The organism is Stenotrophomonas sp. 2201_Sma, from assembly GCF_056486685.1.
On sequence record NZ_CM151329.1, the window covers coordinates 3,114,450 to 3,127,553 of the forward strand.

Sequence of the window (13,104 nt, forward strand, 5' to 3'; positions counted from 1 at the left end):
GGTCGCGGCGACATCGCCGCCCGCCTGTGCTGCAATGGCGCCTCCCCACCTGGAGCGGCACATGAAGACCCTGGGCCTGATCGGCGGCATGAGCTGGGAGAGTTCGGCGCAGTACTACCGCCTCATCAACGAAGAGGTGCGCCGTCGCCTGGGGGCCGCGCACTCGGCGCAGCTGCTGATGTGGTCGGTGGATTTCGCTCCGATCAAGCAGTTGCAGCACGACGGCGACTGGGATGCGCTTGCGCGGCACATGGTGGATGCGGCAGAGCGGTTGCAGGCGGGCGGCGCCGATGTACTGCTGATCTGCACCAACACGATGCACGCGCTGACCGCACAGATCGAAGCAGCCTGCCCGCTGCCGCTGCTGCACATCGCCGACCCGACCGCCACCGCCATCGTGGCGGCCGGTTGGCGCAGGGTGGGCCTGCTCGGTACTGCTTTCACAATGGAACAGGACTTCTACCGGGGACGCCTGGCCGGTCGCTTCGGGCTGGAAGTGCTGGTACCCGACGCCGAAGATCGCCAGCAGGTCCACGACATCATCTACCAGGAGCTGATCGCCGGCGTGGTCAGCGAGCGCTCGCGACAGGTCTACGCAGACGTGATCGCGCGGCTGGTGGCGCGTGGTGCCGAAGCGATCATTCTCGGCTGTACCGAAATCATGCTGCTGGTACGCCCGCAGGACAGTGCGGTGCCGCTGTTCGACACCACCAGCCTGCACGCCCAGGCAGCGGTTGACGCCGCGCTGGCGGGATAGACGGCCGGCGTGGACGCGATCACTCCGCCCCCTGCACTTCCAGCGCCGTGACCAGCCAATCCACCACCGCCTGCGAGTCGCACAGGAAGAAGATCGCATCCCCGGACCGCGCCTCGGTCAACAACCGATAGACCGTGATCGCCACCGCCGACTGGTTGGCGATGAACACTTCGGGGCTGCGCGGCCCCTCGTTGTGCCGGGAAACGGCCTGCAATGCGCGGCGCGCAGCCACCGTTGCGACCGGGTCGGCACTGCGGGTCAACTCGGGCCCACGCAGGCCCCAGCTGACAAAGACGTGCTTGCCCTTGAACGTGGTGTCCAGGACCTGCACCTCGGCGGCACCTGCCTCAGCCGAGCGATGAATGACGGTACTGCTGATCAACGCAACCCCCTGTGGTCGTCGTGGTCCGCGCATCCACCTCCACGGACCCGCTGCACGCCCGTGACCGCAGCCACATGCTGCGCCAGCGGACGCGGAAGAGAGACGGAAGGAGAAGCCGATGCGATCGGATGTGCAGCGATGATACGGGATGTCGGTCACGCATGGGCCGGCGTACACGGCCGCATCGCCCATCGGTTCACCCACAAAAAAGCCCACGCATCGCTGCGCGGGCCTTCTGTTCCATCACAGTGGTCGGGACGGCCGGATTCGAACCGACGACCCTCTGCCCCCCAGGCAGATGCGCTACCAGGCTGCGCTACGCCCCGACTGATGCTGCGATGTTCCCGCCAGTGCGGCGGGGCGTGAAGTATAGCGGATCACGCGGGATTTGGGTCACCGGCGAAGCAATTGCAGCACTTCTTCCAGCTCCATCCGCACCTGCTTGATGATCTGGTTGCTCAGCGCCGATTCCTCGCGGGCATCGGGGCCCTCCAGACGCAGGCGGGCACCGCCGATCGTGTAGCCCTGTTCGTACAGCAGGCTGCGGATCTGCCGCACCATCAGCACGTCATGGCGCTGGTAGTAGCGGCGGTTGCCGCGGCGCTTGGCCGGCTCAAGGCTGGGAAACTCTGTTTCCCAGTAGCGCAGCACGTGCGGCTTGACGTCGCACAGCTCGCTCACTTCACCGATGGTGAAGTAGCGCTTGGCCGGGATCGGCGGTAGTTCGCGGTTACTGCCCGGATCCAGCATAAGCTTCCACCCTTTCCTTGAGCTTCTGGCCCGGACGGAAGGTGACCACCGTACGGGCGGAAATCGGAATTTCCTCGCCGGTCTTCGGATTGCGGCCCGGACGCTGGTTCTTGCGCCGCAGGTCGAAATTGCCGAAGCCCGACAGCTTCACCTGACGTCCCTGTTCCAATGCTTCACGCAGCACATCGAAAAACGCGTCGACGAATTCCTTGGCTTCACGCTTGTTCAGACCGACTTCGTCGAACAGCTTTTCCGCCATCTCCGCCTTGGTCAATGCCATTGCCTGCTACCCCCGAGTGCTGCCCGCTCAGCCGCGGATCCGGGCGTGGTGTTCACGCTCGATGGCGGTGACCGCCTCGGCCACCACCGCATCCACGTCGCGGTCCGTCAGAGTGCGCGACTTGTCCTGCAAAATCAAGCCCATAGCGAGACTCTTGAATCCCGGCTCGACCCCTTGGCCCACATAGCGGTCGAACAGGTTCAGCTCGCGCAGGAGCGGGCCGGCGGCCTGGCGGACCGTGGCGGCCAGATCGCTCCAGGCCACCTGCTCCGGCACCAGGAACGCCAGGTCGCGGCGCACCGCCGGGAAGCGCGACAGCTCGCCGGCACGCGGCAGGCGGCGCGCCGACAGCGGCTCCAGGTCCAGCTCGAAGGCGTAGACGTCGGCCTCGATGTCCATCGCCTTGGCCAGGCGCGGATGGATCTGGCCGATCCAGCCGATCGCAACGCCGTCGCGGAACACCTCGGCCGAGCGCGCCGGGTGGCCATGCGCACGGCTCGACGGGCGGAACTCCAGCGAGGCACCACTGGCAGCAGCCAGGGACTCCAGATCACCCTTCAGGTCATGGAAATCGACCTTGCGGGAAGGCAGACCCCACTGCACCGCCTGCGCATCGCCGCACACCGCGGCAGCAACACGCGGAGTTTCCAGCGGCGCCGGCTGGCCCTCCCCGGCCTGGCGGGCGAACACGCGGCCGATCTCGAACAGGCGCACCCGGCCCAGCTGGCGCGCGGCGTTGCGGCCCAGCGTGGCCACCAGGCCCGGCAGCAGCGACGGGCGCATCACCGCCAGTTCGGCCGACAGTGGATTGGCCAGCGGCACCAGATCGTCGCGCAGCTGCCACTGGGTCAGCAGCGCATCGTCGACGAAGGCGAAATTGAGGGTTTCCTGCAGGTTGCGCGCGATCAGCTGGCGACGCACGCTGAGGGTGTCGAGCTGGGTCTCGCTCGGCATCGCCACGCGCGCGGCACCGCCCGGCAGGGTGGTGGGAATCTGCTCGTAGCCATGGATGCGGGCCAGCTCTTCGATCAGATCCTCTTCGATGGCGATATCGAAACGGCGGCTCGGTGCGGTGACCTGCCAGCCGTCGGTCGTAGCGACCACCTCCATGCCGAGCGCGCGCAGGATGCGCTCCACTTCGGCATCCTCGATGGTGATGCCGAGCACGCGGGTAATGCGCGCGCGGCGCAGCGCGATGGTGGCCGGCCGGGGCAGGTCAGCCTCGCGCACGGCCTCGGTGACCGGTGCCGGGGTGCCGCCGGCCAGGTCCAGCACCAGGCGGGTGGCGTACTCGATGGCGGTGCGCGGCAGCGCCGGATCGACGCCGCGCTCGAAGCGGTGGCCGGCATCGGTGTGCAGCCCCAGCTTGCGGCCACGGCCCATGATCGCTGCCGGTGCGAAGTGCGCAGCCTCCAGGAACACGCTGGTGGTCGCGTCGGTCACACGGGAATCGAAGCCCCCCATCAGACCCGCCAGGCCCACCGCGCGATCAGCATCGGTCACGACCAGGAAACTGTCGTCCAGCACGGCATCGCGGCCATCGAGCAGCGTCAGGCTCTCGCCTGCGCGTGCGCGCCGCACGGCGATGCTGCCCTGCAGGGTGCCCAGGTCATAGGCATGCATCGGCTGACCCAGTTCCAGCATCACGTACTGGGTGATGTCGACCAGCAGCGACACCGGACGCACGCCACTGCGGCGCAGGCGCTCGGCCATCCACAGCGGGGTCTTCGCCGCAGGGTTCAGGCCCTCGATGACGCGCCCCAGGTAACGCGGCGCCTCGGCGCCGGCGTCGAGCCGGATCGACAGCTCGCGGCTGCCGACGGCGGCGACCGGTGCTGCAGCGAAGTCCAGCACCTGGCTGCGGGTGGCGGCCGCCACGTCGTAGGCGATGCCGCGCACGCTGAAACAGTCGGCACGGTTCGGGGTCAGCTTGATCTCGATGCTGGCATCGGGCAGGCCCAGGTAGTCGACCAGGGCCTGGCCGACCGGGGCATCCGCGGGCAGTTCCAGCAGGCCGGAAGCATCGTTGTCCAGGCCCAGCTCCTTCGCCGAGCACAGCATGCCGTTGGACTCGACACCCCGCAGCTTGGCCGGCTTGATCTTCAGTTCGCCGATCTGCGCACCGACCATCGCCAGCGGCGCGACCAGGCCCGGACGTGCGTTCGGTGCGCCGCAGACGATCTGCAGCAGCTCGCCCTGCCCGGCATCGACCCGGCAGACCTGCAGGCGGTCCGCTTCGGGATGGCGCACGGCCTCGACGATGCGCGCCACCACCACGTGCTGCAGGCCCTCGCCCAACGCGGTCACGTCTTCCACTTCCAGGCCGATCGCGGTCAGCACCGCACTCAGCTCATCGCGCGACGCGCGGGTGGGGACGTGGCTGCGCAGCCAGTTTTCGGAGAATTTCATGTTGTCACCCTGGTGGACCCGGCGCAGGCGCCTGGGCCGTCGAATGTTTGAGTCCGCCAGGCTGGGCCCGGCGTTGCCGAATGCGTTACGCGAACTGCTTCAGGAAGCGCACATCGTTCTCGAAGAACGCGCGCAGATCGTTGACGCCGTAGCGCAGCATCGCGAAACGCTCCACGCCCATGCCGAAGGCGAAACCGGTGTAGCGCTCAGGATCGATGCCGACGCTGCGCAGCACGTTCGGATGGACCATGCCGCAGCCAAGCACTTCCAGCCAGCGGGTGCTGCCATCGGGCTGCTGCCAGGCGATGTCCACTTCCGCACCGGGCTCGACGAACGGGAAGTAGCTGGGACGGAAGCGCATCTCGAAGTCGCGCTCGAAGAAGGCACGGACGAATTCGGCAAGCGTGCCCTTCAGGTCGGCGAAGGTCGAGTGCTCGTCCACCAGCAGGCCTTCGACCTGATGGAACATCGGCGAGTGGGTCTGATCGCTGTCGCTGCGGTACACCTTGCCGGCGGCGATCATGCGCAGCGGCGGCGCATGGTCGCCCATGTAGCGCACCTGCACACCGGAGGTGTGCGTACGCAGCAGGCGGCCGTCACCGAAGTAGAAGGTGTCATGCATGGCGCGCGCCGGGTGGTGCGGCGGGAAATTCAGCGCCTCGAAGTTGTGCCAGTCATCCTCGATCTCCGGCCCTTCCGACAGCTCGTAGCCCAGCCGGCCGAAGATGCCGGTGATGCGCTCCAGGGTACGGGTGATCGGATGCAGGCCGGCGCGGTCGCCGTTGCGACCCGGCAGGGTGATGTCGATGGCTTCGGCGGCCAGGCGTGCATCCAGTGCCGCGTCTTCCAGCAGCGCCTTGCGCTCGCCCAGCGCGCGGGTCAGCGCGTCGCGGGCCTGGTTGATCGCTTCACCGGCAGCCTTGCGCTCGTCGGCCGGCAGGGCGCCGAGCTGCTTGAGCTGCGAGGTGATGCTGCCACTCTTGCCAAGCAGGGCCACGCGCAGCTGTTCCAGCACGTCGGGGCTCTGTGCGGCGGCCACATCGGCCAGCGCCTGGGTGGTGAGGGATTGGATGTCGCTCATGGGGGGGGGCCGGAACTCCAGTCGATCTGCCATCGCGATGCGCGAAGGGCCGACCCCTGTCGCCACCGCCGTCCCGGCGCTGCCGCCATGGCCTCGCCGGGACCCAAAAAAGAATGGGGAAGGACTTGCGCCCTTCCCCATGCATTGCCTTGACCTGACACCGTTCCGGATGAACGGTTACGGCATCGGGAAGGACTTATGCCGCCAGCGCGCCCTTGGCCTTTTCGGCCAGCGCAGCAAAACCGGCTGCGTCGTGCACGGCGATGTCAGCCAGGACCTTGCGGTCCAGGGTGATGCCGGCCTTCAGCAGACCGTTCATGAAGCGGCTGTAGCTCAGGCCGTTGATGCGGGCAGCCGCATTGATACGGGTGATCCACAGCGAACGGAAGTTGCGCTTCTTCTGCTTACGGCCGATGTAGGCGTACTGCTGTGCCTTGATGACCGCCTGCTTGGCGACGCGGAAGACCTTGCGGCGGGCGTTGTAATAGCCCTTGGCGAGATCCAGAATCTTCTTGTGGCGGCGACGCGCCTGTACGCCACGCTTAACTCGTGCCATTTTTCAGTTCCTCAGAGGTAAGGGAGCATGCGGTCCAGACGGCCTGCGTCTTCTGCACGGACATGGCCCGTCTGACGCAGATTACGCTTACGCTTGGTCGCTTTCTTCGTGAGGATGTGGCTACGGTTGGCGTGGCCGCACTTGTACTTGCCCGAGGCGGTCTTGCGGAAACGCTTGGCCGCTGCCCGGTTGGTCTTGATCTTGGGCATTGCAATGTCCTTGATGGGATTTGACCCTGGTTTCTGACTGATCTGGCGGCGGCCTGGGCCGCTCTTTCCGTCCTGCCATGATCGGCGTACGACCCGTCCTGGGTGGGTCGAGCCGGGCATGATACAGGCAAAACCGCCCTGCCACCAGCCCCAGCACCCCTTGCGCCGGCATTTCACCGGCATCCTGCAAAAGCAAAGGGACGCCAGTGGCGTCCCCTTACCCTGAACCATTCAGCCAGGCGCCCCGGAAGGCGGCCCGTCAGGCCTCAGGTCTTCTTCTTCGGCGCGATCATCATGACCATCTGACGCCCTTCCAGGCGCGGACGGGATTCAATGACGATGTCCTCGCCCAGATCGGTCTCGATCCGGTTGGCCATTTCGCGACCCAGTTCCTGGTGGCTCATTTCACGGCCACGGAAACGGATGTTGACCTTGATCTTGTCGCCTTCTTCAAGGAACCCGCGCATCTTGCGCAGCTTGATCTGGTAGTCGCCCTCGTCCGTGACCGGACGGAACTTCACTTCCTTGATCTCGACCTGCTTGGTCTTCTTCTTGGCCTCGCTGGCCTTCTTCTGCGCTTCGAACTTGAACTTGCCGAAATCCATGATCTTGCAGACCGGCGGATCGGCCTGCGGCTGGATTTCGACCAGGTCCAGGCCTTCATCTTCGGCCATGGACAGCGCTTCGTCGCGCGACAACACGCCGATCATTTCTCCGTCACTGCCGATCACGCGGACGCGCGGCACACGGATTTCCTGATTCTTGCGGTTCTGTTTGTTGTCAGGGGTGCTGATATTACGTTCTCCCAAGGGTATCGAACCGGTCCGGGTGCCTGTGCCCCCGGACCGGACCTTTGCTTACGCGCCCTCGGCCTGGAGCCGCTCGATGAAGGCCTGCAGGCTCATGCTGCCCAGGTCTTCGCCAGAACGCGTACGCACCGCCACAGCCCCATTTTCCTTCTCGCGGTCACCAATGACCAGCAGGTAGGGCACGCGCTGCAACGTATGCTCGCGGATTTTATAGCCGATCTTCTCGTTACGCAAATCCGAGCTGACGCGGAAGCCTTGCTCCGCAAGGGTTTTGGTCACGCCCGAGACGTAGTCGGCCTGGGCGTCGGTAATGTTGGCCACCACCACCTGGGTCGGCGCCAGCCAGGCCGGGAACTGGCCGGCATGGTGCTCGATCAGGATGCCGATGAAACGCTCCATGGAGCCGACGATCGCCCGGTGCAGCATGACCGGGTGCTTCTTCTGGCTGTTCTCGTCCACGTACTCGGCGCCCAGGCGGCCGGGCATCATGAAGTCGACCTGCATCGTGCCCAGCTGCCAGGTACGGCCGATGGCATCCTTCAGGTGGTACTCGATCTTCGGGCCGTAGAAGGCGCCCTCGCCCGGCAGCTCCCGCCACTCCACGCCGCAGCTGGCCAGCGCCGAGCGCAGTGCGCCTTCGGCCTTGTCCCAGGTGGCGTCATCGCCCAGCCGCGATTCCGGCCGCAGCGCGATCTTGATCTGGATCTCCTCGAAGCCGAAGTGCCGGTAGACCGCCAGCGCCTGCTGGTGGAAGGCGGTCACTTCGGATTCGATCTGCGCCTCGGTGCAGAACACATGGCCGTCGTCCTGGGTGAAGCCGCGCACGCGAAGGATGCCGTGCAGTGCGCCGGAGGGCTCGTTGCGGTGGCAGGAACCGAACTCACCGTAGCGGATCGGCAGGTCGCGGTAGCTGTGCAGGCCCTGGTTGAACACCTGGACGTGGCCCGGGCAGTTCATCGGCTTGACCGCGTAGGTGCGCTTCTCCGACTCGGTGAAGAACATGTTGTCCTGGTAGTTGTCCCAGTGACCGGACTTCTTCCACAGGCTCACGTCCAGGATCTGGGGGCAGCGCACTTCGCCATAGCCGCTGTTGCGATAGACCTTGCGCATGTACTGCTCGACCACCTGCCACAGCGCCCAGCCCTTGGGGTGCCAGAACACCAGGCCCGGCGCCTCTTCCTGCAGGTGGAACAGGTCCTGCTGCTTGCCGATGCGGCGGTGGTCGCGCATTTCGGCTTCCTCGATGCGCTTGATGTAGGCATCGAGCTGCTTCTTGTCGGCCCAGGCGGTGCCGTAGATGCGCTGCAGCTGCTCGTTCTGCGCGTCACCACGCCAGTACGCACCGGAAATGCGGGTCAGCTTGAAGGCCTTCAGGAAGCGCGTGTTCGGCACGTGCGGGCCACGGCACATGTCCACGTACTCCTGGTGGTAGTACATGCCCATGGCCTGGATGTCGTCGGACATGTCCTCGATCAGGCGCAGCTTGTAGTCCTCGCCACGCGCCTTGAAGATCTCGATCACTTCCGCGCGCGGCGTCATCTTCTTGATGACGTCGTAGTCCTGGGCGATCAGTTCACCCATGCGCTTCTCGATCGCGGCCATGTCGTCCGGGGTGAACGGGCGCTCGGAGTAGATGTCGTAGTAGAAGCCCTCGGCGATCACCGGGCCGATGACCATCTTCACGTCCGGGTACAGCTGCTTGACGGCATGGCCGACCAGGTGGGCGCAGGAGTGGCGGATGATCTCCACGCCCTCCTCGTCCTTGGCGGTGATGATGCGCAGGCTGGCATCGTGATCGATGACGTCGCTGGCATCGACCAGCACGCCATCGACCGAGCCGGCGATGGTCGCCTTGGCCAGGCCGGCACCGATCGACTGGGCGACGTCCATGACGCTGACGGGGTTTTCGAACTCGCGGCGGCTGCCGTCGGGAAGGGTAATGTTGATCATCGCAGTGGCTTCGTGCGGGGGCCCGCGCTGCGGGCTGGAAAGCGGCTCCGGGCAGGCGCCCGGGCAATAAAAAAGCGCCGCGAGGGCGCCTGGAACGCAGGGCCTTCGGGGGCAGGTCAACCGTGGGCGGTGGTAGTGCTCATGTCGCACGCTCGGCCGGCGCTGGGCGCGGGCCACCTTGTTCCAGTCAGGATAATGACTGCGATTTTAGACCAGTGCGCGGGAAAGCCCAAGCACTCCCCGTCGCGCCCCTGAATGGCCGTCGCTGGCAGCCTGAAATCGCAATGATTACCATATCCAGGCAGCCCGCCCCGTGCCAGCCTGCCCGCTTTCCCCCAGGACCTCGTGATGCGCCACCCGCTCCGACCGGCCTACGCCGGCCCCGCCCGTGTCCCGCGTTCGCCGCCCTCGCGCCGCGCAGGCTGCCGGCAATGATCACTGTCGGCCTTTCCACGCTCGGCTTCTGCAGCCTGGGCGTGCTGTCTGCGATGTTCTCGGCGACGGCCTTCTATGCCGCCTCGCCGCATTGCCGCTGGCCGCGCCTGCGCCGGGCTGGCCGGCTTGGCCGACAGATCGGCCTGGTTGCCGCTGCGGCCGCACTGTGGCTGTGGATGGCCGAACTGGGCTTCGCCGCCGGGCTGGTGGCGATGCTGTGCACCTGGATGCTGGCGGCGATGCTGCTGCCGGCCATCGCCGCCTGGCACCGCCCCGGCGCGGAGCCGCGCTGATGTGGGCCCGCGCCCTCGCCGGCATCTTCGCCGGCTTCCTGCTGGCCGCGGCCGCCACCGGACTGGTGGCCTGGCTGCCGCCCGGCCCATGGCAGCACGCCCTGGTACCGGCCCTGATCGCCTTCATCCCGCTGTGGATGCTGGCCGCCCTCTGGGCGTTCAGCTTCCGCCGCGCCGCGCACGCCTGGCTGGCCCTGGCCGGCAGTGCTGGCGCCGGCTTCGCCGTGCTCGGCCTGCTGCGCCTGGCCGGTGCGGTGCAATGAGACCGTCCCCATGAAGTTCTCCTCGCAGACGCTGCGAACGTTCACCACCCTGCACACCTGGGTCGGCCTGGTCGCCGGCTTTGGCCTGTTCGTGGCCTTCTATGCAGGCGCCCTGACCCTCTTCCACCATGACCTGCCGTTGTGGCAGACGCCGGGCGCGGCGACGGCATTGCCCGCGGACCTGGATGACGCACAGCACCTGCTCGAGGACGTGCTGGCAGCCCACGCGGAGGCACGCCGCCATGTCGGCATGACCTTCCCCGGCACCGACCATCCGCAGCCGCTGGCCTACTGGCAGACCGATGACGGCAGCTGGCGCTATGCGTGGCCGGGACACACCGCCGGCAGCCCGACGCCGCCGCAGACCGGTCTGGCCGAACTGGTCAACGAGCTGCATTACAGCCTGGGCCTGCCGGTGGCCGGCGTGTATGTAATGGGCATCGTCAGCCTGCTGTACGGCATGGCCCTGCTCAGCGGCCTGGTGATCCACCTGCCGAAACTGCTGGGTGACCTGTTCGCGTTGCGCCCGGGCCGCAACCTCAAGCAGCAGTGGCAGGATGCGCACAACGTGATCGGCGTGCTCAGCCTGCCCTTCCATCTGATGTTCGCCGTCACCGGTGCCCTGCTCTGCCTGGCGTTCGTGCAGATGGCGCTGCTCAATCCGCTGATCTTCGATGGCAAGCTGCTGCAGGCCGTGCCGACCGCGATGGATACCGCTCCGGTGCGCGAGGCCAGCGGCGTTCCGGCACCGCCGGGCAGCCTGCAGGTCCTGCATGCGCGGGCCCTGGAAGTGGCCCGCGCACAGGGCGTGGCCAACTTCGAACCGGCCTATCTGAAACTGGCCAATGGTGGCGACGCCAAGGCCACCATCGAGATCACCGGCGAATCCACCGGCACGCTGGGCCCGCTGGGCGCGGTCGCCCTGGATGTGGCCACCGGCGACGTGCTGGCCACGCAGCTGCCGGGCCAGCGCGACGCCAACCACGCCACGCTGAGCGCCGCCTATGCGCTTCATTTCGGTGAGTTCGGCAACGGCGTGGTGGTCTGGTTGTACTTCCTGATGGGGCTCGGCGGCGCCTTCCTGTTCTATTCCGGCAACCTGCTGTGGATCGAATCGCGACGCAAGCGACGCCAGCCCGAGCAGTCGCGTGCGGCCGTCAACATGGCGCGTGCCACCGTCGGTGTCTGCATCGGCCTGTGCGTGGCGATCTCGTTGGCGTTCGTGGTAGCGCTGGTGCTCGAACGCGCAGCACCCGCGGCGGTCGACCCGGGCATCCGTTGGGCCTGTTTCAGCAGCTGGGCCGCGTGCGCGCTGTGGGCATTCCTGCGCAGGCCCGCACAGGCTGCCCGGGAACTGCTGTGGGCCGCTGCGGCCGCGACCGCGCTGGTGCCGGTCCTGCATGGTGCATTGAACGGTGACTGGCTGTGGCGTGCCGCCGCTGCCGGGCACTGGCCGCTGTTCTGGATCGACGCCGTCGCCCTGGCGATGGCCTTCGGCTTTGCGCGCCTGGCGCTGGCCAGCCAACGCCGGGCGCGCAACGGCGACCCCAACAGCGTCTGGGCCGACTGACCGCCCCGCCGGGCCATGCCGGCGGAGCGCGGCGCCTTCAATCGCCCACGCGGGCCTTGTGCCAGGGCGCCAGCATCGCGTTGAGCAGGCTGGCCTGTTCATCGTCGCCGGTCAGCTCCCACATGAAGACACCGGCCAGCCCCTGTTCGCGGGCGAACTGCGCCCGCAGGCCGATCGAACGCGGGTCTTCATAGCTGATGAAGACGTTCTCCCGCGGGTTGTACAACCACGGGCTCTGCGCCTGCGGGTGCCAGTGCCTGGTCCAGCCCGGCTGATCGAGGTAACGCGCCTTGATCACCCGCCAGTCGCCGGCATCGGCCGGCGCACTGTAAGCCTGGTACAGGCCGTCAGCAGTCTCCCCGGTCACCTTGAAGCCGCGCCCGTAGAACGGCACGCCCAGCACCAGTTTGTCCGCCGGCACGCCATGTTCGCGGTAGTACTGCACCGCACCGGCCACGTTGTTCCACCGCCGCAGCTCCGGCGCCAGCGGGTCGGCCGGCACTTCATGCAATGGCGCGTTGAAGGTCGACACGGCCGAAAAACCGGTACCCATGTCGTAGCTCATCAGGTTGATGAAATCGAGTATCCGGGCCAGCGCCGGCAGGTCGTAGCTGGCGGCGGGATCATAGGGGCCATCGGTCTGCAGCCGGCCAGCGGCCAGCGCGGCGGTCAGCAGCATCGGCTGCCCTGCCCTGCGCCCGTACGTATCGAGCGCGGTACGGAACGCCTGCGCCAGGCGCGTCATGTTGGCCCGGTCCTGCGGACGATGCGCCAGTTCCCTCGGGCCGCCACTGACCGGGAACTCCCAGTCGATGTCCACGCCATCGAAGCTGCCTGCGTGCCGTTCAAAGAACAGCGTCATGCAGGAGTCGACCAGGCGCCTGCGGCTGGCTTCGGTCAGCGCGGCATCGGAGAACCCACCGGCGCCCCAGCCGCCGATCGAGATCAGCGTGCGCAGATGCGGATGCGCTTTTTTCAGGTCAGCCAGCTCTGCAACGTTCTTCGATGCGTCCGCACCGATCACGCATCGGCCGTCTTCGATGGTGGAGAACGCGTAGAACAGATGCGTCAGGCGCTCGGCTGGAATGCCCGACACCGGATAGCGCCCGGCCGAGCCACCGGGGTAGTAGGCGCCGAAGATGGGCGACTGCGCCGGCGCAGCGTGCACTGCGCCGGGCACGGCAGCGGTGACGAGTACGGCAAGGACGGCCAGGGTCTGGCGGAACATGGGATCTCCCGGTTCGAAGGCGCAGCCACGGTAGCAAACCGATCACGCCCCGGCGCGGCTTCATCGAATGTCGTCCACTGGACAGGCACGGACGCCCGCAGGATGACATCGACATGTCCCTGACGCCCCACG

14 protein-coding genes and 1 tRNA gene are annotated in these 13,104 nt (G+C 67.0%); 4 read left to right on the plus strand and 11 right to left on the minus strand.

Annotation, left to right across the window (positions count from 1 at the left end):
• Positions 1 to 61 precede the first annotated feature (61 nt).
• A complete protein-coding gene (locus ACZLIF_RS14505) occupies positions 62 to 757 on the plus strand; it encodes an aspartate/glutamate racemase family protein (protein ID WP_053518692.1) in 696 nt (231 codons plus the stop codon).
• A 19-nt stretch (positions 758 to 776) separates the two neighbouring features.
• On the opposite strand, the gene ACZLIF_RS14510 is transcribed toward ACZLIF_RS14505, so the two are convergent.
• The 10 genes from ACZLIF_RS14510 to thrS all read right to left on the minus strand — a co-directional run bounded on the left by ACZLIF_RS14510 (position 777) and on the right by thrS (position 9,183).
• The gene (locus tag ACZLIF_RS14510) at positions 777 to 1,172 is read right to left on the minus strand and encodes a hypothetical protein (protein WP_128988805.1); all 396 of its coding nucleotides are present in this window, start codon (positions 1,170 to 1,172) and stop codon (positions 777 to 779) included.
• Positions 1,173 to 1,388: 216 nt separating this feature from the next.
• Positions 1,389 to 1,465 (minus strand) — tRNA-Pro (locus ACZLIF_RS14515).
• A 67-nt stretch (positions 1,466 to 1,532) separates the two neighbouring features.
• Entirely contained in the window at positions 1,533 to 1,889 is a 357-nt protein-coding gene (locus ACZLIF_RS14520; RefSeq protein WP_053518690.1) for a MerR family transcriptional regulator, read from the minus strand.
• The gene (locus tag ACZLIF_RS14525) at positions 1,870 to 2,169 is read right to left on the minus strand and encodes an integration host factor subunit alpha (RefSeq protein ID WP_005410432.1); all 300 of its coding nucleotides are present in this window, start codon (positions 2,167 to 2,169) and stop codon (positions 1,870 to 1,872) included. Before ACZLIF_RS14525 ends, ACZLIF_RS14520 begins: the two co-directional genes overlap by 20 nt.
• 27 nt (positions 2,170 to 2,196) lie before the next feature.
• Positions 2,197 to 4,578 carry a phenylalanine--tRNA ligase subunit beta gene (gene pheT, locus ACZLIF_RS14530; RefSeq protein ID WP_128988807.1) on the minus strand — a complete coding sequence of 794 codons (2,382 nt, stop codon included), beginning with the start codon at positions 4,576 to 4,578 and terminating at the stop codon, positions 2,197 to 2,199.
• An 85-nt stretch (positions 4,579 to 4,663) separates the two neighbouring features.
• A complete protein-coding gene (locus ACZLIF_RS14535) occupies positions 4,664 to 5,659 on the minus strand; it encodes a phenylalanine--tRNA ligase subunit alpha (protein WP_128988809.1) in 996 nt (331 codons plus the stop codon).
• A 196-nt stretch (positions 5,660 to 5,855) separates the two neighbouring features.
• Positions 5,856 to 6,215, minus strand: a complete 360-nt coding sequence (gene rplT, locus ACZLIF_RS14540) for a 50S ribosomal protein L20 (RefSeq protein WP_005410435.1) — start codon at positions 6,213 to 6,215, stop codon at positions 5,856 to 5,858.
• Between the two features lie 11 nt (positions 6,216 to 6,226).
• A complete protein-coding gene (gene rpmI / locus ACZLIF_RS14545; protein ID WP_005410436.1) occupies positions 6,227 to 6,424 on the minus strand; it encodes a 50S ribosomal protein L35 in 198 nt (65 codons plus the stop codon).
• Between the two features lie 266 nt (positions 6,425 to 6,690).
• Positions 6,691 to 7,233 carry a translation initiation factor IF-3 gene (infC, locus tag ACZLIF_RS14550; RefSeq protein ID WP_079222586.1) on the minus strand — a complete coding sequence of 181 codons (543 nt, stop codon included), beginning with the start codon at positions 7,231 to 7,233 and terminating at the stop codon, positions 6,691 to 6,693.
• A gap of 48 nt (positions 7,234 to 7,281) precedes the next feature.
• Complete coding sequence (gene thrS / locus ACZLIF_RS14555; protein WP_128988811.1) at positions 7,282 to 9,183, minus strand: threonine--tRNA ligase; 1,902 nt, start codon at positions 9,181 to 9,183, stop codon at positions 7,282 to 7,284.
• A 431-nt stretch (positions 9,184 to 9,614) separates the two neighbouring features.
• On the opposite strand from thrS, the gene ACZLIF_RS14560 reads away from it, so the two are divergent.
• From ACZLIF_RS14560 to ACZLIF_RS14570, 3 genes are read left to right on the plus strand one after another with little or no spacing between them, the layout of a single operon-like run.
• Positions 9,615 to 9,911 (plus strand): hypothetical protein, encoded by a 297-nt coding sequence (locus ACZLIF_RS14560; RefSeq protein ID WP_053518685.1) that lies wholly within the window; start codon positions 9,615 to 9,617, stop codon positions 9,909 to 9,911.
• Complete coding sequence (locus ACZLIF_RS14565) at positions 9,911 to 10,174, plus strand: hypothetical protein (protein ID WP_053518684.1); 264 nt, start codon at positions 9,911 to 9,913, stop codon at positions 10,172 to 10,174. Before ACZLIF_RS14560 ends, ACZLIF_RS14565 begins: the two co-directional genes overlap by 1 nt.
• A gap of 10 nt (positions 10,175 to 10,184) precedes the next feature.
• Positions 10,185 to 11,744 (plus strand): PepSY-associated TM helix domain-containing protein, encoded by a 1,560-nt coding sequence (locus tag ACZLIF_RS14570; protein ID WP_128988813.1) that lies wholly within the window; start codon positions 10,185 to 10,187, stop codon positions 11,742 to 11,744.
• Positions 11,745 to 11,781: 37 nt separating this feature from the next.
• Here the strand turns inward: ACZLIF_RS14570 and ACZLIF_RS14575 are convergent, their stop codons facing one another.
• Complete coding sequence (locus ACZLIF_RS14575; RefSeq protein ID WP_128988815.1) at positions 11,782 to 12,972, minus strand: glycoside hydrolase family 18 protein; 1,191 nt, start codon at positions 12,970 to 12,972, stop codon at positions 11,782 to 11,784.
• Positions 12,973 to 13,104 lie beyond the last annotated feature (132 nt).

Coding starts and splice junctions, on each gene's coding strand:
- pheT (WP_128988807.1), bottom strand. CDS start 4,578: ATGAAATTCTCCGAAAACTGGCTGCGCAGCCACGTCCCCACCCGCGCG.
- ACZLIF_RS14570 (WP_128988813.1), top strand. CDS start 10,185: ATGAAGTTCTCCTCGCAGACGCTGCGAACGTTCACCACCCTGCACACC.
- ACZLIF_RS14510 (WP_128988805.1), bottom strand. CDS start 1,172: ATGCGCGGACCACGACGACCACAGGGGGTTGCGTTGATCAGCAGTACC.
- ACZLIF_RS14535 (WP_128988809.1), bottom strand. CDS start 5,659: ATGAGCGACATCCAATCCCTCACCACCCAGGCGCTGGCCGATGTGGCC.
- rpmI (WP_005410436.1), bottom strand. CDS start 6,424: ATGCCCAAGATCAAGACCAACCGGGCAGCGGCCAAGCGTTTCCGCAAG.
- ACZLIF_RS14565 (WP_053518684.1), top strand. CDS start 9,911: ATGTGGGCCCGCGCCCTCGCCGGCATCTTCGCCGGCTTCCTGCTGGCC.
- ACZLIF_RS14575 (WP_128988815.1), bottom strand. CDS start 12,972: ATGTTCCGCCAGACCCTGGCCGTCCTTGCCGTACTCGTCACCGCTGCC.
- ACZLIF_RS14560 (WP_053518685.1), top strand. CDS start 9,615: ATGATCACTGTCGGCCTTTCCACGCTCGGCTTCTGCAGCCTGGGCGTG.
- thrS (WP_128988811.1), bottom strand. CDS start 9,183: ATGATCAACATTACCCTTCCCGACGGCAGCCGCCGCGAGTTCGAAAAC.
- ACZLIF_RS14525 (WP_005410432.1), bottom strand. CDS start 2,169: ATGGCATTGACCAAGGCGGAGATGGCGGAAAAGCTGTTCGACGAAGTC.
- rplT (WP_005410435.1), bottom strand. CDS start 6,215: ATGGCACGAGTTAAGCGTGGCGTACAGGCGCGTCGCCGCCACAAGAAG.
- ACZLIF_RS14505 (WP_053518692.1), top strand. CDS start 62: ATGAAGACCCTGGGCCTGATCGGCGGCATGAGCTGGGAGAGTTCGGCG.
- ACZLIF_RS14520 (WP_053518690.1), bottom strand. CDS start 1,889: ATGCTGGATCCGGGCAGTAACCGCGAACTACCGCCGATCCCGGCCAAG.